General features: G+C 73.0%; 23 protein-coding genes, 2 rRNA genes and 2 pseudogenes. 11 read left to right on the top strand and 16 right to left on the bottom strand.

Annotation, left to right across the window (positions count from 1 at the left end; translation table 11 throughout):
• Positions 1-8: 8 nt before the first annotated feature.
• Positions 9-1,193, bottom strand: coding sequence for a glycosyltransferase family 2 protein (locus ACFVXG_RS03585; RefSeq protein WP_387923931.1), 1,185 nt, complete (start codon positions 1,191-1,193; stop codon positions 9-11).
• A gap of 462 nt (positions 1,194-1,655) precedes the next feature.
• On the opposite strand from ACFVXG_RS03585, the gene ACFVXG_RS03580 reads away from it, so the two are divergent.
• Positions 1,656-2,645: a glycoside hydrolase family 16 protein gene (locus ACFVXG_RS03580; protein WP_387923930.1), complete on the top strand. Its 990-nt coding sequence runs from the start codon at positions 1,656-1,658 to the stop codon at positions 2,643-2,645.
• A gap of 147 nt (positions 2,646-2,792) precedes the next feature.
• Entirely contained in the window at positions 2,793-3,347 is a 555-nt protein-coding gene (locus ACFVXG_RS03575; RefSeq protein WP_387923928.1) for a hypothetical protein, read from the top strand.
• A gap of 21 nt (positions 3,348-3,368) precedes the next feature.
• On the opposite strand, the gene ACFVXG_RS03570 is transcribed toward ACFVXG_RS03575, so the two are convergent.
• Together ACFVXG_RS03570 and ACFVXG_RS03565 are read right to left on the bottom strand one after the other, a co-directional pair.
• A complete protein-coding gene (locus ACFVXG_RS03570) occupies positions 3,369-4,328 on the bottom strand; it encodes an aldo/keto reductase (RefSeq protein WP_387923927.1) in 960 nt (319 codons plus the stop codon).
• Positions 4,329-4,362: 34 nt separating this feature from the next.
• Positions 4,363-4,503: pseudogene (locus tag ACFVXG_RS03565) on the bottom strand (phosphatase PAP2 family protein); the annotation flags it as partial.
• Between the two features lie 218 nt (positions 4,504-4,721).
• On the opposite strand from ACFVXG_RS03565, the gene ACFVXG_RS03560 reads away from it, so the two are divergent.
• The 4 genes and pseudogenes from ACFVXG_RS03560 (at position 4,722) to ACFVXG_RS03545 (ending at position 8,435) form a co-directional block, all read left to right on the top strand.
• Positions 4,722-6,287: an MFS transporter gene (locus tag ACFVXG_RS03560; RefSeq protein ID WP_387923925.1), complete on the top strand. Its 1,566-nt coding sequence runs from the start codon at positions 4,722-4,724 to the stop codon at positions 6,285-6,287.
• An 18-nt stretch (positions 6,288-6,305) separates the two neighbouring features.
• A pseudogene (locus ACFVXG_RS03555) lies at positions 6,306-7,004 on the top strand (aldo/keto reductase); the annotation flags it as partial.
• 232 nt (positions 7,005-7,236) lie between these two features.
• Positions 7,237-7,704 carry a MarR family winged helix-turn-helix transcriptional regulator gene (locus tag ACFVXG_RS03550; RefSeq protein ID WP_387923923.1) on the top strand — a complete coding sequence of 156 codons (468 nt, stop codon included), beginning with the start codon at positions 7,237-7,239 and terminating at the stop codon, positions 7,702-7,704.
• A gap of 191 nt (positions 7,705-7,895) precedes the next feature.
• Entirely contained in the window at positions 7,896-8,435 is a 540-nt protein-coding gene (locus tag ACFVXG_RS03545; protein WP_387923921.1) for a cysteine hydrolase family protein, read from the top strand.
• Positions 8,436-8,514: 79 nt separating this feature from the next.
• Here ACFVXG_RS03545 and ACFVXG_RS03540 read toward each other — a convergent pair whose 3' ends face one another.
• Together ACFVXG_RS03540 and ACFVXG_RS03535 are read right to left on the bottom strand one after the other, a co-directional pair.
• A complete protein-coding gene (locus tag ACFVXG_RS03540) occupies positions 8,515-8,943 on the bottom strand; it encodes a DUF4267 domain-containing protein (protein WP_387923919.1) in 429 nt (142 codons plus the stop codon).
• A 75-nt stretch (positions 8,944-9,018) separates the two neighbouring features.
• Complete coding sequence (locus ACFVXG_RS03535; RefSeq protein WP_387923917.1) at positions 9,019-9,465, bottom strand: anthrone oxygenase family protein; 447 nt, start codon at positions 9,463-9,465, stop codon at positions 9,019-9,021.
• 91 nt (positions 9,466-9,556) lie between these two features.
• Between ACFVXG_RS03535 and ACFVXG_RS03530 the strand changes: the two genes are divergently transcribed.
• Both ACFVXG_RS03530 and ACFVXG_RS03525 read left to right on the top strand, forming a co-directional pair.
• The gene (locus ACFVXG_RS03530) at positions 9,557-10,135 is read left to right on the top strand and encodes a TetR/AcrR family transcriptional regulator (protein ID WP_387923915.1); all 579 of its coding nucleotides are present in this window, start codon (positions 9,557-9,559) and stop codon (positions 10,133-10,135) included.
• 303 nt (positions 10,136-10,438) lie between these two features.
• Complete coding sequence (locus ACFVXG_RS03525) at positions 10,439-11,377, top strand: LysR family transcriptional regulator (protein ID WP_387923913.1); 939 nt, start codon at positions 10,439-10,441, stop codon at positions 11,375-11,377.
• A 25-nt stretch (positions 11,378-11,402) separates the two neighbouring features.
• Here the strand turns inward: ACFVXG_RS03525 and ACFVXG_RS03520 are convergent, their stop codons facing one another.
• The 6 genes from ACFVXG_RS03520 to ACFVXG_RS03495 all read right to left on the bottom strand — a co-directional run bounded on the left by ACFVXG_RS03520 (position 11,403) and on the right by ACFVXG_RS03495 (position 14,916).
• On the bottom strand, positions 11,403-12,035 hold the full coding sequence (locus ACFVXG_RS03520; protein ID WP_387923912.1) for a TIGR03086 family metal-binding protein: 633 nt from the start codon (positions 12,033-12,035) through the stop codon (positions 11,403-11,405).
• Complete coding sequence (gene paaI, locus ACFVXG_RS03515) at positions 12,032-12,508, bottom strand: hydroxyphenylacetyl-CoA thioesterase PaaI (protein WP_387923910.1); 477 nt, start codon at positions 12,506-12,508, stop codon at positions 12,032-12,034. The genes ACFVXG_RS03520 and paaI overlap by 4 nt, the downstream gene beginning before the upstream one ends.
• Before the next feature lie 109 nt (positions 12,509-12,617).
• A complete protein-coding gene (locus ACFVXG_RS03510; protein WP_387923908.1) occupies positions 12,618-12,803 on the bottom strand; it encodes a hypothetical protein in 186 nt (61 codons plus the stop codon).
• Between the two features lie 366 nt (positions 12,804-13,169).
• A complete protein-coding gene (locus ACFVXG_RS03505) occupies positions 13,170-13,601 on the bottom strand; it encodes a protoglobin domain-containing protein (RefSeq protein ID WP_387923907.1) in 432 nt (143 codons plus the stop codon).
• A gap of 46 nt (positions 13,602-13,647) precedes the next feature.
• Positions 13,648-13,986 (bottom strand): hypothetical protein, encoded by a 339-nt coding sequence (locus ACFVXG_RS03500; RefSeq protein ID WP_387923905.1) that lies wholly within the window; start codon positions 13,984-13,986, stop codon positions 13,648-13,650.
• Positions 13,987-14,133: 147 nt separating this feature from the next.
• On the bottom strand, positions 14,134-14,916 hold the full coding sequence (locus tag ACFVXG_RS03495) for a DUF1266 domain-containing protein (RefSeq protein ID WP_387923903.1): 783 nt from the start codon (positions 14,914-14,916) through the stop codon (positions 14,134-14,136).
• A 344-nt stretch (positions 14,917-15,260) separates the two neighbouring features.
• On the opposite strand from ACFVXG_RS03495, the gene ACFVXG_RS03490 reads away from it, so the two are divergent.
• Both ACFVXG_RS03490 and ACFVXG_RS03485 read left to right on the top strand, forming a co-directional pair.
• Complete coding sequence (locus ACFVXG_RS03490; RefSeq protein ID WP_387923901.1) at positions 15,261-16,043, top strand: hypothetical protein; 783 nt, start codon at positions 15,261-15,263, stop codon at positions 16,041-16,043.
• Positions 16,044-16,241: 198 nt separating this feature from the next.
• Positions 16,242-19,313, top strand: coding sequence for an AAA family ATPase (locus ACFVXG_RS03485; protein ID WP_387923899.1), 3,072 nt, complete (start codon positions 16,242-16,244; stop codon positions 19,311-19,313).
• 67 nt (positions 19,314-19,380) lie between these two features.
• Here the strand turns inward: ACFVXG_RS03485 and ACFVXG_RS03480 are convergent, their stop codons facing one another.
• The 3 genes from ACFVXG_RS03480 to ACFVXG_RS03470 all read right to left on the bottom strand — a co-directional run bounded on the left by ACFVXG_RS03480 (position 19,381) and on the right by ACFVXG_RS03470 (position 21,721).
• Positions 19,381-20,655: an MAB_1171c family putative transporter gene (locus tag ACFVXG_RS03480; RefSeq protein WP_387923897.1), complete on the bottom strand. Its 1,275-nt coding sequence runs from the start codon at positions 20,653-20,655 to the stop codon at positions 19,381-19,383.
• Positions 20,648-21,202 (bottom strand): ParH-like protein, encoded by a 555-nt coding sequence (locus ACFVXG_RS03475; protein ID WP_387923895.1) that lies wholly within the window; start codon positions 21,200-21,202, stop codon positions 20,648-20,650. The genes ACFVXG_RS03480 and ACFVXG_RS03475 overlap by 8 nt, the downstream gene beginning before the upstream one ends.
• 72 nt (positions 21,203-21,274) lie before the next feature.
• Positions 21,275-21,721 (bottom strand): XRE family transcriptional regulator, encoded by a 447-nt coding sequence (locus ACFVXG_RS03470; protein WP_387923893.1) that lies wholly within the window; start codon positions 21,719-21,721, stop codon positions 21,275-21,277.
• A 201-nt stretch (positions 21,722-21,922) separates the two neighbouring features.
• Between ACFVXG_RS03470 and ACFVXG_RS03465 the strand changes: the two genes are divergently transcribed.
• Positions 21,923-23,860, top strand: a complete 1,938-nt coding sequence (locus ACFVXG_RS03465) for a WD40 repeat domain-containing protein (RefSeq protein WP_387923891.1) — start codon at positions 21,923-21,925, stop codon at positions 23,858-23,860.
• 95 nt (positions 23,861-23,955) lie between these two features.
• Here the strand turns inward: ACFVXG_RS03465 and rrf are convergent.
• Both rrf and ACFVXG_RS03455 read right to left on the bottom strand, forming a co-directional pair.
• A 5S ribosomal RNA gene (rrf, locus tag ACFVXG_RS03460) occupies positions 23,956-24,072 on the bottom strand.
• Between the two features lie 85 nt (positions 24,073-24,157).
• A 23S ribosomal RNA gene (locus ACFVXG_RS03455) occupies positions 24,158-24,250 on the bottom strand; the annotation flags it as partial.

Below are 24,250 nucleotides of genomic sequence, written 5' to 3'. Positions count from 1 at the left end.
TACCGGGCTCACTTCCACGCGGAGACGCGCGTCATGTACGACTTCACCACGGAGGACACCAACCAGTACGTCCGGACCACCGTGTAGACCAGTTCCGGGAGCAGCAGGGCCTCGACGAGCATCGCCTTCCAGCCCAACTTGCGGACCCGCAGGGCCGGGTAGACGACCCAGAAGCCGATCAGCGCCCAGAACAGCGGGGCGTGCGCCATCCCGTAGCGGGCGGCGGCGACCAGCGTGCGCGAGCCCCAGCCGAGGATGTACGCGGAGCCGACCAGCGCCAGGATCAGGGTGCTGATGGAGTGCCAGGTGACCTTGGTCCAGCCCCGGGCCCGCAGGGTGTCGACGGTGCCGCGGCTCCACCGCTCGCGCTGTTGGATCAGCTCCCGCAGCGTGGGCATGAGGTCGGTGTAGGCGATGCAGAGCTCGTTGGCGGTGACCTTCCAGCCGGACTCCTTGAGCGCCAGCGTGGTCTCGTAGTCCTCGACCAGGTTGCGGTGGTCCTCCCAGAAGACCTCGCCGCGCCAGTCGATGAGGGTCTGCAGCGCCTCGGCCCGGTAGAAGGAGCCGGCACCCGACATGGTGTGCACGTCGGTGCGGTAGCGGGCGCTGGCCGCGCGGCCGTACTCGATGATCTGCATGCCGAGCAGGTAGCGCTGCCAGGGGTTGCGCCACAGGCCGGTGCGGCCGAAGCAGGCCGCGCTGACGCCGCCGAGCTCGGGGTCGGAGGCGATGACGTTCCGGGCGCGCTGGAGGAACTTGGGGTGGAGCTCGGTGTCGGCGTCCATCACCAGGACGTGCCGGACGGCGCCGGTGAGCCGGCCGCCGACCGCCTCGCGCAACCAGTCGAGACCGTGGTTGAGGGCGCCCGCCTTCTTGTGCGGGTTGTCGTCCAGGTTCAGCACCACGGTCGGCGGCGCGTTCTCGCCGTCGGCGAACTGCTGGGCGAACTCCCGGGTGCGGTCCGTGGAGTTGTTGACCACCACGATGATCAGATCCGGACGCCTGGACTGCTTGGCCAGTGAGTCCAGCGAGGTGAAGACGCCCACCTCCTCGTTCCGGGCCGGGACCAGGATCACGGTGTCGTAGCGCACCGACCCGTCGGACGAGACCGGGGCCACCCGGCCACGACGGTGTCTGCTGCGTGCGGCACGCGACTCGTCGGCCTGCGCACTGGGCGCGGCGGTGCCTGACAAGGGCCTTCTCCCCCAACTCCGGCGGACCATCAAACGCCGTCCACACTGTGTAACTCCTGTGATGGTGGGCAAAGAGTACCCAATCAAGATGCCGAGCGATCGCCGCGTAGTGGAATGCGGAAATCCCCCTTCACCCCGTGCGACCGGGCCATTTCGAAGCGTGAATGCAACCGGCTGTTCTTCCGCCCCGAAGAACGTCAAATCCGACACATCGCCCCACTCGCATGGCCTCTGACGTGGCCGGGGACACATCGGGCCGCCATTTCGCGAGATCGGATCACACGTACACGAATACTCTTGAACCGGCCGATTCGGACATTCTCCGCAAGCGTCGTTCGTCTTCCCGGCCTTCCGGAAACCGGCCCGGGCAGGGCTAGGATGTCCGCCGAATGTGAACCATTGGTAGATCCGATGCGAAGTGCGTGCACCTGACACCCTCTGCATCCACCCAGAGGAGCAGTCGTGAGCCGTCCCCGCCCTGCCCGGCACCTCCGCCGCACCGTGCTCGGACTCGCCGCCCCGCTCGCCCTCCTCGCGGCCGCCACCACCGCCTGCTCCTCGGACGCCGCACCGGCCCCGGGCGGCGCGAAGGGCGACAAGGCCACCGCCGCCGCCCAGCAGGGCGGGACCACCCCGGCGGCCCCCACCCCGGCCGGTCCGCCCGGCGTGCTGTTCGACAGCTTCCGCTACACCGGCGCCGAGGACCCCAGCCTCGCCGCCCACGGCTGGGAGGTCCGCACCGACGGCGGCGGCCCCGGCGTGAAGGACACCTGGACCAAGAGCGGGGTCTCCTTCCCCAACGGCGGCGACGCCCAGGGCGGACAGGCCATGCAGCTGCGGCTCACCACCGACGGCACCCCGAAGAACACCAAGCAGGTCGAGATCGGGCGCAGCGAGGGCGAGTTCCTCAACGGCACCGTGGCGGCGCGGGTCTGGTTCAGCGACAAGCCCACCAGCGGCAAGGACGGCGACCACATCAACGAGTGCTTCTACACGATCTCGCCCTCGCACACCTCCGCCAAGTACAGCGAACTCGACTACGAGTACATGCCCAACGGCGGCTGGGGCTCCGCCGGCCCCCGCCTGGACACCACCAGCTGGCGCAGCTCCACCCCGGGCGACCGGGACACCACCGGCACCAAGAAGAGCCTGGCCGGCTGGCACACCATGATGATCACAGCCGACAACAAGGCCGTGACCTACTCGATGGACGGGAAGGTCCTCTTCACCAGCGACAGCCGCTCCTACCCCAAGGAGAAGCTGAGCATCCGTTTCAGCGCCTGGCTGATCGACCTGCCGAGCACCGTCACCGGCCCGCGCACCTGGGACATGAAGGTCAACTGGCTCTACTACCAGGCCGACAAGAACGTCCCGCAGGCCGAGGTGGAGAAGGCCGTCGCCGGCCTCTACGCGGCGGGCACGCCGTACCTGAACACCGTCGGCAAGTCCTGAGCGTCCCGCCCCCTCCGGGCCGGCACGGCGACAGCCGAGAATTGCGTCTGCACACCCGGTGTGATCAACCTGCTTCTCCGAGTAAGGTCCACCCACGGCCGGGGCACCGGTCGGTGACGAACCCTTCGGCCCCCGAGGAGTGCGACCGTGCCCGAGCAGGACCGGCAGGCAGGCCAGTTCGAGTACCTGCGGCCGCGGATGAGGGCGCTCGCGTACCCGTTGCTGGGCTCGCACGCGGAGTCGGAGGTCGCGGTGCGGGAGGTCTGGGTCCGGCTCGGCCGGATCAATCCGGAGGAGGTCGCGGACCTCGCCGCCTGGCTGACCACGGTGACCGGGCGGGTCTGCCTGGGTCTGCTGGGTTCGCGGGGCGCCCGGCCGGTGCGGCTGCCGGACGCGGTGGCGGGGCCGGCGCAACCGGTCCCGCCGGGCGGGGCGGTCGGGCCCGCGCTGCTGGTCGCGCTGGACGTGCTGGCCCCCGCCGAGCGGGTCGCCTTCGTGCTGCACGAGGTGTTCCGGCTGCCCGTCGACCTGATCGCGACCGTCCTCGAGCGGACCACCGCGGACACCCGCGAGCTCACCGACCGGGCCCGCCGCCGGGTGGCGGAGGCCCGTCCGGCGGACGCCGCGGGCGGCCCGGTCGGCCGCCGGAGCCGGTGGACGCCTTCGCTACGGTGGCCCGCGACGGGGACCGGGCGGCGCTGACGGGAGTCCGGAGAACGGACCCTAGCCCGCGGTGTCCAGGCGGTGGCGCTGGTCCGCGTCGAGGGTCAGCTCCAGGGCGGCCAGGCTCTCCTCCAGTTGGGCGACCGAGCTGGCGCCGATCACCGGGACGGTCGGGACGGGGTGGCCGATCAGCCAGGCGAGGACGACCTGGTTGACGGTGGCGCCGGTCTCCCGGGCGACCTCGGCCAGGGCGGTCAGCCGGGCCTCGGTGCCGGGCCACCGGTACTCCTCGCGCAGCGGGCGGTCGGGGCGGCTGTAGGAGCCGCCGAGGAGCGGGGAGTAGGCGAGCAGGGTGAGGCCCGGCCGGTCCGCGAGGTAGGTCAGCAGCTCCCCGTCGGCGTGCCGCTGGATGCCGAAGTCCGCGCCGGGCCGGGGCTGGAGGTAGCTGTGGCGTTGCTGGACGCACCGGTAGCCGGGCCAGCCGCGTTCGGCCGCGAGGTCGTTGGCGGCGGCGAGGTCGGCGGCGCGGTGGTTGCTGCAGCCGAGGGCGGTGACCTTGCCGTCGGCGACCAGGCCGGCGAAGGCGCCCATGGTCTCCTCGACGGGGGTGGCCGGGTCGGTGACGTGGGCGTAGTGGAGGTCGATCCGGTCGGTGCCTAGACGGCGCAGGCTGCCCTCGGCCGCGGCGCGCAGGGCCGGGGCGGAGAGGCCTTCGCGGTGTTCGGGGTAGGGCAGTCCGGGCACCGGGCGGGCGCCGGCCTTGGTGGCGAGGACGAGCGCGTCGCGGTTGCGGCGGCGGGCGGTCCAGCGGCCGAGGAGTTCCTCGCTCTCGTGCCCGGTGCCGCCGGGGGCCCAGAAGGCGTAGTTGTTCGAGGTGTCGATGAACGTCCCGCCGGCCTCGGTGAAGCGGTCGAGGATCGCGGTGGCGGTCCGCTCGTCGACGGTGGTGCCGAAGGTCATCGCGCCGAGGCAGAGCGCGCTCACCCTCGGTCCGTCAACTCCCAAGCTGCGGTGCAGCATCAGTGTGCCCTCCCGTGGTCCGAAGGGCTCGACCCTACGACGCCCGCCGCCCCGCCGCGAGCACGATTCCCGCGCAGCTGCTGCCCAGCAGGGCGCCGGCCAGGACGTCGCCGGGGTAGTGGACGCCGGTGTGCACCCGGGAGTAGCCGACGGCGGCGGCGAGCAGCCCGAAGGGCCGCCTCCGCCGGACGGCGGGGGCGGCCCTTCGGCAGGGGGCCTGGGCAGGTGGCCGTCAGGCCGTCCCGATCCCGGTCGACCGATCGCCTTGACGCCCGCCGCGCCGAACCTATAGCGTCCCCTGCCATGAATAAGAACCCTGACACTGAACAGAGTTCTTGTCACTCATCGAACCCGTCGACACCACCGACCCATCGACATCGGAGTCCTCGACCCATGAAGAGCTACCCACGCACCACGCTCGCCGCGGTGTGCATCGCCGGCGGGCTGCTCCCCGCCTCGCTCACCGGCGCCTCGGTGGCCCTGCCGAAGATCGCCACCGACCTGGGCGCGGGCCTCGGACCGCTCCAGTGGGTGGTCAACGGCTACAACCTGACCTTCGCCAGCTTCATGCTCGCCTGCGGCGCCATCGCCGACCTGGTCGGCCGCCGCCGGATGCTGGGCATCGGCATCACGCTCTTCGGCCTCTGCTCCCTGGTCAGCGGCCTGAGCGGCAACATCCACCTGCTGGACGGCGCCCGCCTGCTGGCCGGCGCGGCCGCCGCCGCGGTGCTCACCGCCGGCAGCGCCGTGCTCGCCACCACCTTCTCCGGACCCGCCCAGGCCAAGGCCTTCGGCGTCCTCGGCTCCTCCTTCGGCGTCGGACTCGCCCTCGGCCCCTCCACCTCCGGCCTGCTGGTCTCCTCCTTCGGCTGGCGCTCGGTCTTCCTGCTGCACGCCGCGATCGACCTGGCGCTGCTGCTGGCCCTGCCACGCATCGCCGAGTCCCGCGACCCGGGCGCCCGCGGCGTCGACTGGGGCGGCACCGTCACCTTCACCACCAGCCTCGCGCTGGTCACCCTCGCCATGGTCGAGGGCCCCCAGCAGGGCTGGACCAGCCCCGTCGTGCTCGGCCTGCTGGCCGGCTCCGTGCTGCTGCTCGCGCTCTTCGTCCTGGTCGAACTGCGCCAGGAGCGCCCGATGTTCGACCTGACCCTGTTCACCCAGGGCCGCTTCGTCGCGATCTGCTCCGTCCCCGTCGCGCTCGCCTTCGGCTTCGTCTGCCTGCTGGTCTTCCTGCCCTCCTACTTCATGGGCGCCAACCGCTTCAGCAGCTCCGAGGCCGGCGCCGTGATGCTGCTGCTCACCGCCCCCGTGCTGGTCTTCCCGATCCTCGCCGGTCGCCTCGCCCAGAAGATCCCGGTCCGCACCCTGCTGGCCGTCAGCCTGCTGCTGGTCGCCGGCGGCGCCGCCTGGCTCACCACCATCCACCCCGGCATCGGCATGGCCGGCCTGATCGGCCCGTTCCTGATCATCGGCACCGGCGTCGGCATCTCCTTCGGCCTGCTGGACGGCGCCGCGATCGGCTCCGTCCCGCCGGAGCGGGCCGGCATGGCCGCGGGCATGTTCAACACCATGCGCCTGGCCGGCGAGGCGATCGCCATCGCCGGCATGGGCTCCGTCCTGGTCAGCCTGGTCAGCTCCAACGTCTCCAAGGGCCTCGACGGCTACGGCAGCGGCTTCACCGGCAACCCGGACGGGCTCGCCGCCAAGGTCGCCCAGGGCAACCTGGCCGACCCGGAGTCCGGCGTCGCCGAAGCCGGCCGCCAGGCCTTCCACACCTTCCTCGCCGACGGCTACACCGACGCGCTGCGCACCGTGCTGTGGATCCTGGCCGGCGTGGCCGCGCTCAGCGCCCCGCTGATCGCCGTGATGCTCCGCGACCGCAAGGCCGCCACCCCGGCCGCGGTGACCGCCCCGGCGGCCGAGGAGGCCCCCGAGCCGGTCGGCGCCGGGCACTGACGCCCCGCCACCAAGGTCGGGCTGGTCCAGGAGCCGGACCGGCCGATGTACCGCAACGGCCGTCCCGAGCACCTGCGCGCCGCGGTGGAGGGTTCGCTGCGGCGGCTGGGCACCGACCGGATCGACGTCTACTACCTGCACCGGGTCGACCCGAGGGTCCCGCTCGTGGAGAGCTGGGGCGCCCTGGCCGAGCTCCAGCAGGCGGGCAAGATCGTGCAGTTGGGCCTGTGCGAGGTGTCCGTTCCGCAGTTGGACGCGGCGCACGCGATCGCCCCGGTCGGCGCCGTCCAGTCCGAGCTGTCGGTGTGGAGCCGCGACCCGCTGGCCGAGGTGCTGCCCTGGTGCGCGGCCAACGGCGCCGCCTTCGTGCCGTTCTCCCCGCTCGGCCGCGGCTTCCTGGCCGGCCGCTTCGACGGCGGGAACGCGCCGGACCAGGACGACTTCCGGGCCCGGCTGCCGCGCTTCCAGGAGGAGGCGCGGGCGCAGAACCAGCGGATCTCGGACGGCATCCAGGAGGTCGCCGCCCGGCACGGGGCCGCCCCCGCCCAGGTCGCGCTGGCCTGGACGCTGGCCCAGGGCGAGCACGTCGTGCCGATCCCCGGCAGCACCCGCCGCCTGCACATCGAGCAGAACGCCGCGGCCGCCGAGGTCCTGCTGAGCGACGCCGACCTGGCCGCGTTGGACGCCCTCCCGGCCCCGGTCGGAACCCGCTACTGACGTGTCCCGCAGCCGAGTTCGTCTTCGGAGTTGTAACTCAGGGCTCTACGAAGTATTAAGGTTCTGAGTAGCAGTTCAGGTTCCGCCCACCGAGGAGGCCCCGCGGCTCCCACCGACCAGGACGCCGAGCCGGTCGGCCTGCATCAGTTCGCACATAGCGACTGATCAGCCCACTGATGTACCTTAAAGTCCGAATAATCCGCCGCGGGGGGCAGCCAGGGATGCGATCACTGTGACCGACAGCAGTTCCGACCAGCCGAACTCGGCGCCGCTCAATTTCCACGACCGCCTCGGCCACGCCATCAAGCGGGCCGAGCAGGCACTGATCAGCGAGAAGAGCCGCGCGCTGCGCGCCGTCGACCTGACGGTCCCGCAGTACGTCACCCTGCTGGTGCTCCAGCAGTCGTCCGGGATGTCCGGGGCGCAGCTGGCCCGGGAGTGCATGGTCACGCCGCAGACCATGACGACGATCCTGACCAACCTGGAGAACAAGGGCCTCATCACCCGTGAGACGTCGAGCGTGCACCAGAAGGTGCTGGTGGCCAAGCTCACCCGCTCCGGCCGCACGCTGGCGAAGAAGGCCGACACGCTGGCCCGCGAGGTGGAGAAGCGGCTCACCGACGCCCTCGACGACACCGAGCAGGCCCAGCTGCGCGAGCTGCTGGAACGCTCGGCGGCGGCACTGCGCAAGACCGACTGAGCCGTACGACCGCACCACAGCACCGGGCGGAAGGCCGCCCCCTGGACGCCCGTTCACCACCCGGGGCGCCAAGGGGGCGGCCTTTCCCGTTCCCGGACACGGAGCCGGGCCCGCTGGACCGCCCTGCTCATCGCCGCCGCGTGACCGACCGGCCCGCACAGAGCCCCCGAACGACCACCCGAGGAACCCCGATGCCCAACACCCCCGCCGCCCTCACCCCCGGCACCGTCCTGGTCCTGGTCGACCTCCAGCAGTGGATCGTCGACCGCCCGGTCGCCCCGCTCAGCGGCCCGGAGGTGGTCCGCTCCGCCGCCCGGCTCAAGACCGCCTTCGAGGCGGCCGGCCTGCCCGTCGTCCTGGTCCGCTACGCCCGCATGGACGGCAGCGACGGCGGCCCCGACTCCCCCTTCAACCGCTTCGCCCCCGAGGTCGCCGCCCGCCCCGGCAACGAGGTCGTCACCAAGTACGGCATCGACGCCTTCGCCGGCACCGACCTCGCCGAGCGCCTCAACCGGCTCGGCGCCACCAGCCTGGTGGTGGCGGGCATCGCCACCGAGCACGGCGTCGGGGAGACCGTCCGCACCGCCGTCGCCCTCGGCTACCCCACCACCGTCGTCGAGGACGCCGTCGCCGCCCTCTCCACCCCGGGCCACCAGGCCGCCATCGACGCCTTCCACCGCCTCGGCGTCACCCTCACCCACACCGCCCCCCTCCTCACCCCGACCGCCTGACCGCCTGACCGCCTGACCGCCCACAAGCACCAGCGAGCCCCCGCCCGACCCCGGGCGGGGGCTCCGCGCGCTGCCACGCTCAGGCCGCGGCGGGGACCGGTGCGGACGCCGGTGCGCCGGAGGGCTGACGCGTCTCCCACAGGGTCAGCAGGCCGGTGACGACCATCCCCACCGCCGTCAGGCCGTGGACGCCGAACGCGGCGCCGGCGGAGCCGTGGTGGGCGAGCACGGTGGCCATGTCGCCGAACGGGATGACGGACCCGGCCAGCAGGACCCAGGCCAGGGCGCGGCGCTGACCGGTCAGCAGCAGGACGCTCAGGATCAGGCCGTTCCCGACGTCGCGGATGCCCTTGAGTATCAGAAAGCCGCCGCCGTCGCCGGAGGGCCAGCTCGGCAGGCCGAAGGTCGGCGCGATGGTCTCGGGGGCCAGCATGAAGGTCAGCCCGAACCAGAAGATGAAGAGGATGCCCGCGGTGGTCAGGGCGGTGTTCACGATCTTGAGGGACATCGGAGTCTCCTTGCAGGAATCGAGTTGCGGGAATCGAGGTGCGGGAATCGAGGTGCGGGAATCGAGCCGGCGGGCTCAGACGAGGGCGGTGACCAGCACGGCGAAGGCGGCGATGATGACGGCGACCCGGCCGTAGTGGTAGCGGTCCCAGCGGTCCGACTGCTCCTTCCAGTCCGCGGGACGGTTCTCCGGGGTCCAGGTCTTGCTCCGGTTGTTGATCGGGACGAGCAGCAGGACCGACATCAGCACGCTGACGATCAGCAGTGCGCCGGCCGTGACGAGGAGCCCGGTGCCGTGGTGGTGCCGGTCGGTGACGGCCCAGACCGCGACCAGGACGAGCGAGCCGATGTACCAGAACGGCATCACGGCACCGAGCATCCGTCCCCCGTGGGCGCGGCCGAGCTGGCCGGCGTCCTCGGGGAGCGCCTTGAAGATCCGGTTGAGGATGACGGCAACGGCGAACTCCACCCCCACCATCACGCCGAGTTCCACGGTGGTGAAGACCTTGAGTGCGTTGAGCATGATGGTGCCCCCTGGTATCTAGCGCCGCTAGCTGACAAGGCGATGCTAGACCTGCTGCCGCTTGAATGTCTAGCGGTGCTAGGATCGAGTCATGTCGGTACAGGAACGCAAGCAGCGCGAGCGGGCAGAACGCGAACGCCTCATCGTGGCGACGGCCCGTGAACTCGCCGAGCAGCAGGGCTGGGACGCGGTCACCACCCGCCGACTCGCCGAGCGCATCGAATACAGTCAGCCCGTCCTCTACAGCCACTTCCGTGGCAAACGGGACATCATCGGCGCCGTCGCCCTCCAAGGCGCCACCGAGATGGCCGCGGCCGTGCGGGCCGCGACCCGCGCCGCGGACGACCCGCGCGCCCGGGTCGCCGCCCTCGCCCGCAGCTACCTCGACTTCGCCGCCCGCAACCCGGCCGTCTACGACGCCCTCTTCCAACTCGACGGCGGCCTGGCCTTCGCGCAGGAGGAGACCCCCGAACCGCTGAAGGACGCCTTCGCCGCCCTGCTCGAAACCCTCGTCGAAGTCGCCGGGGACGGCGTGGACCCGGGACTGTTCACCGAGGTGTTCTGGGCCGCCCTGCACGGACAGGCCACCCTGACCAGGGCCCGCCGCCTCCCCCCGGAGGACACCGAACGCAGGGTGCAGCTCCTGGTGGACCGGCTCGCCGTCCTCTGAACCACCGCCGGTCGCCGTCTTACGGGCGGCGACCGCCCGGTGGGTCAGGGGTGGGGCGAAGCCGGGTCGCCGCCGAGGCGGAGGGTGCCGCCCAGTCGCCGCTCATCAGCACCAGGCACAGCGGGGGCGTGCCGCCGACCGCCGGCAGGTGTTCGGCCCCGCCCGGGTGGTGCATACCCCCGCGCCGGGGGTCCTGGCCCCGGGAGACCGGGGATTGCCCGAACAAGCGGCTGATCATGAGGCAGGGTGAGGACCATGCGGTCTGCCGAGGCGGACCTGCCGATTCGGGAGGGGGCGGTTCCGGTGCTGGATCTGCAGGAGATGCGGACCCTGTTGGCGCTCGGGGAGGAGCTGCATTTCGGGCAGGCCGCCAGGAGACTGGGGGTCTCGCAGTCCCGGGTCAGCCAGACGCTGCGGGACGTGGAGCGGCGCATCGGCGGCCGACTGTTCGAGCGGACCAGCCGTCAGGTCCGGCTCACCGGACTGGGGGCGAGCCTGATCGACCGGCTCAAGCCGCTCTACCAGGAGATGGCCACCGTCTACAGCGACACCGTGGCGCAGGCCCGCGGCGTCGACGGTCGGCTCCGGCTGGGCTTCACCGGTGCGGCCGGCGGGGCCTACGCGTCGGGCCTGATCCGGGCCGGGCGGGCGTACGCGCCGGAGTGCGACATCACCCTGCACGAGGTGGCGTGCAGTGACCTGCTCGGCCCGCTGCGCCGCGGCGAGGTGGACGTCCTGGTGGTCCGACTGCCGATCGAGGAGCCGGACATCACGGTGGGGCCGGTGATCGGCCTGGAGTCGCGGCTGCTGGCGGTCGCCCTGGACCACCCGGTCGCCGAACGGCAGTCGATCTCGATCGAGGAGATCGCGCACGAGACGGTGTTCGCCCTGGCCAACACCGCGCCCGACTACTGGCGGGACTTCCACGTGCCGCTGGCGACACCGGGCGGGCACCCCCTGCGCCGGGGCCAGGAGGTGCAGACCTGCCAGGAGATCCTCTCCCTGGTCGCCGCCGGGAAGGGCGTGGCGCCGCTGGCCGAGTCGGTGGCCCGCTACTACGCCCAGCCGGACGTGGCGTTCGTGCGGATCCACGACCTGCCCCCGGCGCCGGTGACGCTGATCTGGCGCACCGCCGAGGAGAACGCGCGGATCCGGGCCCTGGCGGAGTGCGCGGCCCGCATGGCGGACACCGCCGTCCCCGGTGCGGCCCGACGGCGGCTCCCGGCCCCCGCCCGGGCCTGACCGGGCGGGGGCCGTACGTGCCGCGTCACGCCCCGGCGGGCCAGCGGGGCGGGCGCCCCAGCATCGCCAGGATCCGGTCGAGCCGGTCGGCGCTGCCGGTGCTGAGACCGGGGCGGAAGGAGGCGTCGGGCCGGCGCCGGTTGCTCCCGTCGGGCACCTCCTCGACGAACGGCAGCACCGCGTCGAGGAGTTCGGCCTCGAACTCGGCGGGCACCCCGATCGCGGCGGCCACGTCCCAGCCGTGCACCACGTAGTCGACGAAGTGGAAGCCGATCGCCGTCCGGGCCGGGAACATCTGGCCGCCGCGCACTTCGGGCAGCCAGAACTCGCCGGCCAGCACGCCGTCACCGGCGAACGCCTCGCTCACCCGGGCCGAGGAGGCCCGGAAGGCGCCGGCCCAGTCGTCACCGAACTCGCGGTCCGCCCAGTCCGCGCGCTCGGTCCGCACGCCCTCGGCGGCGGCGGCGAAGCCGTGGTTCTGGCCGATCATGTGGGCCAGCAGCTTGTGCAGCGTCCACTCCGAGCAGGGGGTGGGCCGGCCGAGGTCCTCGACCGTGACCCGGTCGATGATCTCCTCGGTGACCTGGAGCGCCCGCCGGTCCCAGGGCCGGATGTCGGGTGCGGTGCCGTTGTCGGGCGTGGTGTTGATGGGAATCACCTTTCGTTGTCTTGCGAACCCGCCGCCCGCGCGGCCGACGGGACCGGCTGCCCCGGCAACGACTGGCTCTGACCGCGGAATTCGGCGATCACCGTGCCGTCGGCCCGGCGCACGGTGACGTCGTAGATCCCGCTGCGGCCGAACCGGGAGCGCTCCACCGCCTCGGCGGCGAGCTCGTCCCCCACCGAGGCCGGGCGCAGGAAGGTCACCTGGGCCGCCTGGGCCACCGTGGCGACGCCGTGGGTGTTGCAGGCGTAGGCGAAGGCCGCGTCGGCGAGCAGGAACAGGTACCCGCCGTGCGCGGTGCCGTGTCCGTTCACCATGGTGTCGGCGAGCTTCAGGTGCGCGGTGGCGCGGCCGGGGCCGACCTGGTCGATGGTGATGCCGAGCGCCTGGCAGGTCCGGTCATCGGCGTACATGGCCTCGGCGCAGCGCCGGGCGGCGGCGGCCGCCGCCTCCGCATCACTGGTCATGGCTGGGCTCCTGGGGTCTGTCGGGCTGTCGGGCTGTCTGGTCCTGGGCCGGGCGACGGGCACCGACTCCAGTCGGTCTCAACTCCTGCCGCCTGACGGCGGTGTGACGTTATATCAGTTCACGTCGGCCGACTTTGGGCCTTGGGCCGGCCACGGTCGACAGCAGCGGCGCGTCGGAGCTCACCGACCAACCGGTGTCACCGCCCTGCGCGCCGTCGTCGACGCGCTCCTCGTGGGCGCCGCCCTGAAAGGCGTTGAGGCAGCGGATGCGCTCCGCCGGGGACCGGTCACTCATGCTTGCTCCTTCACGCGTGGTTCTGCCGCGGGCGGATCGGGCCTCCGCGAACGACGTTCGGGGGCGGTGAACGCGGTGCCTGGTGACGGTGTTGATCACCTCGCCGCCGGAGACCACCAGCTGGGAATGCATTGCCCGGCCCGGTCCGCCTTGCCGGGCATGATCCTGCGCCGCCGGCACGCGGTGATCAAGCACGATTCCCGAATCGATCGATCTGCGGGCCAGATCATTGCTGGTCGGCGGCTTTCCACCGACCCGGCCGAGCCGAGCGACAGCACAGATCGGCCGGCCGGGTCGACCGTGCGATTCCGCTCGCAGGTCGGCCCGGCCGGCCGTCGGGGCCAGCCGTCGGGGTCGGCGCCCGGGCTACCAGGCGGCTCCCGCGTACGGTCGGGACCACAGCGACACCTGGAGCGTGACGGCCTTGAACCACACCTGGTGCATCGACTCGACCTCCTCCTCGCCGTGCCCCTTGGCCGCGAGGAAGGGCCGCATGGTCGCGGTGATCGGGTAGATGAACGCGATCAGGTACCGCAGCGGCACGTGTGAGACGGACCGCGCGCCGTCGGTGGCGTTCTTCTTCGCCGTGGTGTGGCGCAGCGCGATCTCCTCCTGCTGGGCGAGCCAGCGGGTGTCGTACGGGCGGGTGCAGGTGTCGGCGATCCACTGCCCGAAGCGGAGCCGTACGGCGGCCAGGTACGCGTCGACGGGCGCGCCCTCCAGGTCGTCGGCGGTGACCGGCGAAGCGGGAAGCGCGGGGTCGTCGTAGTGGTAGCCGGGAATGGGCGTGCGCGTCATGGCCGTCCTCGAATCCTTGAGCCGGTGGGCGGATTCTGACGAAAGGTCAGCGCGGCGCCGACTGGTGTTCCCGGCAGTCGACGCGCAGATCGGCCGCACCCAGCGGGGCCTCCAGCAGCCCCTTGCGGACCAGGGCGGAGGCGGCGTCGCTGACGGTCGGCGCGGAGACCTCCAGCCACCGCGCGAAGCTTCCGGTGCTCTGCGGCCCCGCCGTCGGGGTGGCGACCCGCAACAGCAACTGCGCCTGGGTGACGGAGAGTCCCTCCCGCTTGGCCGCGTCCCGCAGCATCGCCCGGCCGGCGTCGCCGAGCCGCTCGACCGCGTCGATCAACCGGGCGTCAAGGGCGTCGAACCCACGCCCCGCGGTGCCGTCCTCGACTCCCACCAGAATCTCCTCCCGCCCCGGCGCACCGACGGACCGGACCCGGCGGCCACCCAGTCCATGCAGTGCCGCCCGGCCCGGGCCCGGCTGATGACGGGTCGATGACCGGCCGATGACCGGCCCAAACCCGGCCGATAACCGGCCGTGCCGCTACCAGGACGCGCTCCGCCACGGGCTGTCCTCGCGGGTGAGCAGCTCGTCCGCGTGGAACTTGAAGGTCCCGACGGAGCTGGCGATCTTCTCCGAGTCCGGGTAGTCCGACTGGGCCGCCTGCCAGAAGGCGCGGCCCGCGAGGAACCCCTGGGTGAACTCCCCCCACGAGGCGTAGTGCGGCCGGGCCAGCTCGACGGCCCGGTCGATCATCTCCCACGCCTCGTCGGGCTCGATGAACTTCGCGTCCACGAACAGCCGACTGACGTGGACGATCCGCGCCGCGTCCCAGGCGGCGATCGAGGCCGCGCGCGGCGCGGGCAGCTCCTTCTCCAGCGCCGCCGAGCAGCGCCCCCAGTTCGTCGCGTAGTGCTGGACCTCGGCCGGGTCCATCCCGAACTGCACCGCCCGGGCGGCGAGTTCGGCCCCGGCCCGCTCGTGGCGTGCCCGGAGCTCCTTGCGCGACCCGGACATGTCGGACCACAGGGCCTCGACGTGCGGCGCCACCAGCTGGTAGATGCCGCGGTGCCCCCGCTCCAGCAGGTAGCGGTAGGACGCGCGCGCCGACTCCGTGTCGGTCGCCTGCCAGGCGCCGGCGACCACCTTCGCGGCGGTCGCCGGGTCGGCGTCCGCGGTCAGGGCGTTGATCGGCAGGTGGCCCTCCGACGCGTAGATCGCGCCGAGCGCCAGTCCGCGCTCCTGCCGGGGGGTGAGCGGCGGCGCGTCCTCCTTGATGGTGAAGCTGAACTCGAAGATCTTCTTGATCTTGCCGAAAATCCCCATGCGAAAACACCGCCATATCGGGCCGGATGGAATGGCTGGTCGATCCCAGCGGCGCCAGACTAGGGCCCCGCATTGGATTCGCCAACTCAATAGCAGGGCAAAGGCACTTGAGCCACCGGCACCGATTACTCCGGGGAGCTACGTACGTAGGTGTTGCGTAATTCCACGGATACCGGCGGCCGGCCCGAACGGCCATACTCGTGACCGGACTTTCCCTGGCCGGTGACCAGCCGGTGACCAGCCGGCCCCCGGCCGGAAAGCCCGGCAGGAAAGCCCGTCCGGAAAAGCCCGGAAGCACTCCTGTCGAATATTCCATGCCTACAGAACGAGATACGGGAAACACCATGCCCTCGAGCAAGCTGCAGCGCCGAAGTGCGGTCACCGGGGCTGTCGTCGGGGCCGCACTGACCCTCGTGGCCGGGTGCGGGTCCTCCGCCGGCCCGCACGACGCCGCCGCCTCTGCCCCGTCGTCCGTCTCCGCCCCGTCGTCCGTCTCCGCCCCGTCATCCGCCTCGGCGGCGCCGACGAAGTCCGGGTCCCCGCGCCTGCGGCCCACGGGCAAGCCGACCTCCCGGGGTGCGGGGGCGGGCGCCTCGGCAGGCGCCGGAGCCGCAGCGCCCGGTGACACGGCCCGCACGCTCAAGCTCGCCCTGCCCCAGACCCTGCCCGGCGGCTACGCCCAGCAGAGCAGCACCGTCGACGAACCCGTCCTCGGGGGCGACCTCGCCATCACCGACGGCACCGTGTACGCGACGTACGCCAAGGGATCGGACGCGCAGGGCGACATCGCCGTCGAGATCGGCGGCTCGTTCGGCAGCATCGTGGACCCCGCCCAGTTCCTCAAGGAGGCGGGCGACGAGATCACCAACGGCGGCAACGTCACCTGGCAGGGCCGGCCGACCCCCTTCGACGCCCGGGACCCCAAGGACCCGAGCGCGAAGCTGGAGTGCGGCCTCACCACCCAGGACGAACCCGACCTCCCGGTCTGCATCTGGGCCGGCCACTCCACGGGCGCGTTCGTCAACTTCATCAACGCCACCGCGCCCGGCTCGGCCACCCGGATCACCCTGGCCCAGGCCGCCGACCTGGCCCGCACCGTCCGCGACACGGCGGTCGTCGCGCGGTAGGCCAGACGGCATCCCTTCGCCCAACTCGCCTTCACTGCACCGAACTTCACGTCCACCTGACGGGTCGTCCGGCGGGCGCCCCCGGTTTTACGCTTGCCAAGTGATCAGCTGATATGAATCAATGCACCAGGTTCATTCATTTCAGCTAATGGACCGCAGGCTGGGCCAGGCCACGGGGGACGGCCCGGCCGGACGGGGGTGGCACACGTGGCACGGTGGCGAACGCCTGACGATACACAACTCCTGGCGCGCGAAGGCGAAACGACCCGGCTCCGGGCTCTCGTCGACGGTCTGCGCAGCGGCCGCGGTGCCGTGATCGAGATCGCCGGCGATCCGGGCCTGGGCAAGAGCGCGCTCCTGCGCGTGGTCGCCGACCACGCCCGGACCCGCGGCATCCCGGTCACCCGGGCCCGCGCCGTACGACGGCCGACGGTGCCGTACCAGATCTTCGTCGACGCGTACGGCGACCGGCTCGCCCGCGAGACCGCCGACGACCAGCGCGAGCACTGCCGCTCCGTCTGGGGCTCCCTCACCGACACCGGAGCGAGCGTCGAGGACCGCTTCCGCCGTGGCCGGGCGGCCCGCGAACTGCTGGCCGACTGGGCCGCCGCCTCGGGCGGCGCCGTGCTGCTGCTGGACGACCTCCACCTCTGCGATCCGGAGTCGGCCGAACTCGCCGCCCACCTCATCCGCACACCGGTGCCGGGCCCGCTGCTCCTCGCCGTCGCACACCGACCCCGCCAGACGCCCCTCCCCCTACTGGAGGAGCTGGGCCACGGCGTACGCGCCGGCACCGTCGTACGGATCGAGCCGGCCGCGCTGGACCCGGCGGCCGTCACCGCCCTCCTCCCCGAGCTCCCCGAGATCCCAGAGCTCCCCGAGCTCCGCGACACCTCCAAGACCCCCGACGCCCCCGAGCTCCCGGACAACGCCGACACCCCCGAGATCCCGGTATTCGCCGACACCCCCGGGCTCACCGACACCCCCGACACCCCCGACCTCGCCGGCCCTCCCGCCCGCACCCCCGCCGACAGCGACCGGCTGTGCGCCGCCGCCGACGGCAACCCCGCGTACCTGCGCGTCCTCGCCGCCGCCGACTGGAGCCCCGACGGCTGGCCGGACAGCCCCGGGGAGGACCGGGCCGGGCTGCTGCGCGAAGCGGTGCCGCTGGCCGCCGAGTTGGACGCACTCACGCCGGAGGCGACCGCAGCGGTCGACGCCGCCGCCGTGCTGGGCGACCACGTCGACCCGGCGGACCTCGCGGCGGTCTCCGGACTCGACCACTGCCGGATCCACACCGCACTCGCCGAACTGACCCGCGCCGACCTGCTCCGCCCCGACTCCGGCGGCGTGCGGTTCGCGTTCCGCCACCCGGTGCTGCGGCACGTCGCCCATGAACGCGCGGACGCCGTCCGCCGGTTGGCGGCCCATCGCCGCGCACTGGACCTGCTCGAGGACCGCGAGGCCACCGCGGCCGCCCGCGCCCGGCACGCCGAGCACCTGATCGGCACGGACGGCGTCGCCGCGCTGGAGCTGCTGGTCGAGGGCGCCCGGGAGCTCGCCGACGACGCGCCGGCCACGGCGGCGCGCTGGCTCCGGCTGGTGCTCGAAGCCCAGCCCGCCGGGGACCCGCTCGGCCTGCCCCGGGAGGCTCTGCTGCTCGCCCGCGCCCGCGCGCTGGCCGCCACCGGTCGACTCGCCGACGCGCGGGCCCTGACCCAGGAGGTGCTGCGCGACGCGGCGCGGCTCGACCCGGAGTCCCGCACGGAGGCGTACCTGGTCTCGGCCCGCTGCGAGCGGCAGCTCGGGCGCTACCGGGAGGCGGAGGCGCTGGTCCGTACGGCGCTGGCCGGCCTGCCCGGGCCGCTGCCCGATCCGGTCCCCGCGCACATCGCCGAACTCGCCCTGGAATACGGCCGGGCCTCGCTGCTGGAGGGGACCTACCAGCGCACGCACGTGCTCGTCGGGCGCACCGCGCAGTCCGCGAACGGCGCCGAGGACCACGCGTCGGCGCTGGCCGCCAAGGCGCTCGCGGCCCTGGGCGACACCTACCTCGGCGAGGTGGCCGCCGCAGCGCCCGCGGTCACCGACTGCGCCAGGCTCCTGGACGGCCTGCCGGACGCCGAGTTGGCCCGCAATCCCGACCTCCCGGCGGCGATCGGCTGGTCCGAGTTGTTCCTGGAACGCTTCCCGGCCGCCTCCCGGCACTTCGGCCGGGGCCTGGCCGTCACCCGGGCCGGCGGCCCGCACCAGATGGTGCCGCACCTGCTGCTGGGGCAGTGCAACGTCGACACCTGGACCGGCCGGCTCGACCGGGCCGTGCGGTCGGCGCTGGAGGCCGAACGACTGGCCCGCGCCGCCGGCGCCCACGACGTGGTCGGCCGCGCCATGGCCCACCGGGCGATGGCCCTCGCCTGGGCCCAGGGCGCGCAGCAGTCCGCCGTCGTCGTCGCCCTCGCCGAGGCCGGCACCCACAGCACCCGTCCCGGCGACAGCTGGTGGGCGGCCTCCCGGGTCGGCGTGCTCGCCCTGACGCAACTCCTCACCGGTGACGCCCCCGGGGCACTGCGGACCCTGCTGGAGGACGGCGGGGGCGAGGGCCTGCCGCTGCTCCAGCCCACGCTTCTCCCCCAGTGGCTGGGCCTCCTGGCCATGGCGGCGGTGCGCTGCGGCGACCGGTCCGACGCCGAACGCTGGGCCCGGCAGGCCGAATCGGCCGCCGACCGGCTGGGCCTGCCCGGCCAGCGCATGCACGCCCAGCGGGCCCGGGCCCTCGTCCACGCCTCCGGGGGCGAGCACGACACCGCCGTCCTCCTGTTCGAGCGGTCGGCGCAGGGATTCCGGCGCGCCGGCCTGCCGATCCAGCAGGTCTGGACCCTCGTTCTGGGCGCGGTCTCGACGGCGGCGGTCCACGGACCGGCGGCCGCCGCGGCCCAACTGGACTCGGCCCTGCACCTGGCCCGCCACTACGGCGCCCTGCGGCTGGCCGAGGAGGCCCTGCGGGAACGGGAGCGGCTGACGACCGGAACGCCCCTGGTGCCCCGCCCCGCGACGGACCGGCGGCAGCCCTTGTGCCTGCTCACCGAGCGCGAGCGCGAGGTCGCCCGGCTGGTCGGCGCCGGCGGCACCAGCCGCCAGGTCGCCCACGAGCTGGTGCTGAGCACCCGCACCGTGGAGACCCACCTCCAGCGGATCTACCGCAAGCTCGACGTACCGTCACGAGCCGCCCTGGCCCGCCTGGTCGAACGGGAGCTGCACGGCCAGAGCTAAGGCGTGTCCGGCGATTCCCGCCGGGCGCGCGACGCCGGGGCACGCCCTGGGGCGGGCCTGTCCGCTCTCACCCGGGAACGCGGTCCAGCTCCTCCCGCACCCGGCGGCGGACCTCGGCCACGGCCGGGGAGGTGGTGAAGGCGTCCGCCACCTTGACCAGCCAGGCGACCTCCTCGTCGACGCCGACCTGTCCCTCGGACGGGACGTACCCGGTCGACGGTCCGGCCGGGTAGCGGTGCCCGGCCTCGGCCGCCTCCAGGGCGGCGGCGATGCCCGCCGCCTCCACGGTCGCCGCGACCTCACGGCGCCGACGGAAGCGCGCGCCGCCCGTACTCCGGTCGAACTCCTCGACCCAGGACGGCACCTGCGGGTGCACGTACGGGCGGAGCGCGAGCTGGCCGTCGCGGATCTCGATGATGCGGCGGTAGAGCGCGAACTGCGCCCCGTGCGGCGTGCGCCGCCCCACCCGCACGGTGTCCGGCAGCAGTTCCACCCCCGGTACCGTCGCCCGCAGCGCCGACCACAGCGGTTCCAGCCTCCGGTACGCGTACCGGGCGCGCAGCGGTCGCGACCACCTCGCCAGCCGGCCGCCCCAGGCGGGCGCGGTCGCTCCGGCCAGCATCAGGACGACGCAGACGAGTGCCGGCACGGCGGACACCGCGGTCTCGGCGCCGACCTCACCGCCGGTGGTCAGCAGGTCGACCACGTCGTTGATGTTGCCGGCGATCCAGAACAGCCCGATCACGGTGCCGGACGCCATCAGCCGCAGTCCGGAGCGCAGCGCGCCCGGCGGCATCCGGCGGGCGGAGCGGCCGGTCAGCAGTCCGAACACGGCCAGCCGCCAGACCAGGTGGACCGTGAGCAGCCCGATGTAGGCGACCAGGACGTACCGCCGCCGGCCGTGCGCGACGACGAGGGTGCCCACCTGGGTGGCGCCGGAGGCGGCGTACGCGACGGCGCTCAGCACGAAGGCCCCGGCCGTGATGGCCACCTGACGTCGAAGCCCGGCCCGGACGCCGCCCCGGACCCCGTCCGGCGGCTGGATCGAGTACGCCACCATGGCCAGGAAGCCGACGGCGACGAGTTCCAACTCGTCGCCGACGAGCCTGAGGTAGCCGAATCCGAGCCAGGACCAGGGCCCGGACGCGAGGCCGCTCACCGCGGTGAACGTCGCCGGAGGCGTGAGCGCCAGCCCCAGCCCCAGGCACAGCCCGGCGGCGTAGACGTAGCGGAGCGCCGGATCCGACCGCCGACCGCGGTCGGACAGCGCCTTGGCCGCCGTTCCGACGAGGGTGATCAGGCAGGCGAGGTAGTCGGCCGCATCGGCCAGCCGGTCACCCATGACCGGCCGCACGGCCCCTCGGCGCGGGCCCGAACACGGAGCCCAGCCGGGTCACCCGACCGTCGGGGTCGCCGGCGTCCGCCGACGGCGTCCGGGCCCGGTGCCGCGCGCGCTGCAGGACCAGGGAGGCGATGAGTTCGGCCTCCCGCTCCTGCCGGTCGGAGTAGGCCGAGCGGCCGAGCACGCGCCGGATCAGCTCACCCGACAGATGGGGCATCAGCGCCTCGGAGGCGGCGGATCCCAGCGCGGTCGTACCGGTGTGGCCGCAGAGCAGATGACCGACCTCGTGCAGCAGGATGTGCTGCTGGTGCAGCACGCTGGTGTCGGAGGGGTACCCGATGTAGTCGGCCCGGTCCGTGCTGGCCAGGATCCCGCACGGCCCCCTGCTGCGCCCCGGCAGCGGCACCAACTCCAGTGGCCTGCCGCGCATGCGCGCCAGTGTCGCGGCGAGGGCGGGCATCTCGAAGGGCTCCGGGAGGGGCAGCGCTTCCGCGATCTCCCGACACCTCCGCCACAGCTCCGCGTCCCCGTGGTCCTCCTGCCTCACGCCTTCTCCCCAGCCCTTCGACAGCATGCCGATAGAGGAATGATCTCAGGCCGGGACGACAGGTCGCTCGGGTCAGCCGGCCCGCCCGCCGTCGGCCTCGCCGCGGGCGTTGGCCTCGCGCCGGGCGATCGCCTCGATCATGTCGCTGATCGTGCCGAGCCCGTCGGCGGACAGCGCCACCGCGCGCAGGGCCACATCCCGCACACCGGCGTCGCGCAGGGCGCTGAGCAGGGCGAGTTCCTCACCGATCCGCGCGCTCTGCTGGTCGTCGAAGAAGTAGACCGGGGACACCTGGAAGAACGTCGCCAGCGCCTCCAGGTGGCGCTTGGTCGGGTTGTCCCGCCGGCCGGTGCGCAACTGCCACAGGTACGTCGCCGAGAAGCTCTCACCGGTGGCCTCACGGCACGCGCGGGCGACCTCGTCATGGGTGTACGGCTCGTGGTCGGGGCGGCGGACCACCTGGAACAGCCTGTCGATCTTGTCGGCGAGCGTCGACGTGCCGGGGTCGGGGTCAAGCACCGCAGACCTCCCTCACGCCTCGCGCCGTTCGCCCGGACGCACCGGGCCTCTCGTCGCGATCATCCTAGGTGACGCCGGACCCGCCGACCCTGCCGCGGGCCGAGGAACGGTCGGGGCGGGCGTCCGTAAAATTACTCATCCGCTACGCAGGCCCGCGGCGGACGGCTCGGGGCTCCGGGAACACCAACTACCGTACCGATCATGGTTGATGCAGCGGGTGACCGGCGTCCGGACGCGGACCCGACCGGGGCACCGAGATGGTGGGGGAACGCGGCACTGCTGGTGACCGGCCGCCCTCGGCTGGTGTGGCCGCTGCTGGACGCGGACCCGGATCCGCGGGCCCGGCTGGTCGCCGCCGTCTACCGCGCCTCGGCGCACCTCCACCGCGACGCCGGGGCCCCGGTGCGACGGCACCTGCTGGCCCTGGACGCGGCCCGCTACGGGGACGGGGAGTTGGCGGCGCGGATCGACGCGGTGCCGCTGGACGGCGACACCGAGGTGCCCTTCCGGGTGGAGTGGGCCACCGGCAGGGAGCTCGACCCCCGGCTGCTGTGCACCCTGCGAGGCCACAGCGATGACGTGCGGGCGGTGGCGACGGCGGTGGTGCGCGGCCGCCCGGTCGCGGTCACCGGTGGAGTGGACCGAACGGTACGGGTGTGGGACCTGGCCGCCGGCCGGCCGATCGGCGGGCCCCTGCCCGGCCAGACCGGACGGGTGTTCACCGTGGCGGCGGGAACGCGGGGAGGCCGCCCGGTCGCCGCCGCCTGCGACGACGGCACCGTACGGATGTGGGACCTGACCACCCGCGAACAGCTCGATCAGCACCTGGACCGCACCACCGACTACGCGTGCGAGCTGGCGACGGCACCGGACGGCCGGCCCCTCGCGGTCACCTGGGCCGACCACAGCACCGTGCGGGTGTCGGACCCGGCCACCGGACAGCGGATCAGCGGTCCTTTCCCCCACCACGTCGACGCGGTGGACGCGGCAGCGTTCACCACGGTGGACGGGCGCCCGGTGGCGGTCACCGCCGGCGGCGTCCACGACCGCTCCTCCGTGGGCTGGGCCTGGGACTTGGCCCTCGGCGAACCCCTCGGCGAGCCGCTCGGGGACACCGCCTTCACCGGACGCGCGGTCGCGACCGGCACGGTCGGGGGCCGGCCCGTCGCCTTGACCACCGCCCTGCACGCACAGGTACGGGTGTGGGACCTCAGCGCCGACCGGCAGCTCGACCGACCCCGCGGAACACGCCCCACGGAGACGGACATGGTCGCCACCGCGCTCCTGGACGGCCGCTCCGTCGCGATCAGCGCCGGCTACCGCGAGACGGTGGAACTGTGGGACCTGGCCACCGGAGAGCAGGTCGGCAAACCCCTGGAAGTCCAGTCCGAGCGGGTGTTGGCGGCAGCGACGGCCGTTCTGGACGACCGCCCCGTCCTCGTCACCGCGGACGGCCCCGGGAACGTGCGGGTCTGGGACCTCGCCACCGGCGAAAAGGTCGGCGAGCTCCCGAAGGACCAGGCCGGCACGGTACGCGCAGTGACGACGGGAGCCCTCGACGGCCGCCCGATCGCCGTCACCGGCAGCAGCGACAGATCGGTACGGGTCTGGGACCTGGCCACCGGCCGACAGCTCAGCCGGTTCGAGGACTACTGCACCGGCGGACTGGCGCTGGTGGACGGCCACCCCCTGGCCGTCACCGGCAGCCGGGACGACCTCCGTCTCTGGGACCTGCCGACGGGCCGACCGGTCGGCGGGCCCTTGACCGGCCACACCCATTCGGTCCGAGCGGTGGCGACGACGGTGGTGGACGGCCGCCCCGTCGCCGTCACCGCCGGCAACGACAAGACCGTGCGCCTCTGGGACCTGACCGCCCGTGAGCAGATCGGCGACCCCCTGACCCTGCACAGCGACTGGGTGGAGACCGTGACGACCGGTCAACTGGGCGGGCGGCCGGTCGCGGTCAGCGGAAGCTACGACGGGACGGTACGGGTGTGGGACCTCGGCACCCACGAGCAGATCGGCACGGAGCTGGTGTTCCCCGAAGGGGTGCACGGGGTGCTGATGGCGCCGGACGGTCGACTGGTCGTGAGATTCGGCTACGAGGTCGCCTGCCTGACCGCCCGCGCTTTCCTCTGACGTACCTCTGGCTTTCCTCTGACCTGATCGACCGGCACGCCGGAAACGCGAAGAACCCCCATCCGGGATCCGGATGGGGGTTCTTCTGAATGATTGTTCGGCGGCGTCCTACTCTCCCACAGGGTCCCCCCTGCAGTACCATCGGCGCTGTGAGGCTTAGCTTCCGGGTTCGGAATGTAACCGGGCGTTTCCCTCACGCTATGACCACCGAAACACTATGAAACTGTCAACCGCACCAACCCGTGCGATTAGGGTTGGGGTCGTTGTTTCAGAACAACACAGTGGACGCGAGCAACTGAGGACAAGCCCTCGGCCTATTAGTACCGGTCAACTCCACCCCTCACAGGGCTTCCATATCCGGCCTATCAACCCAGTCGTCTACTGGGAGCC

Source organism: Kitasatospora sp. NPDC058162 (assembly GCF_042884005.1).
Classification (GTDB): domain Bacteria; phylum Actinomycetota; class Actinomycetes; order Streptomycetales; family Streptomycetaceae; genus Kitasatospora.
Note: the sequence above shows the minus strand (reverse complement) of the source record. Positions and strands in the feature narration are given on the sequence as shown.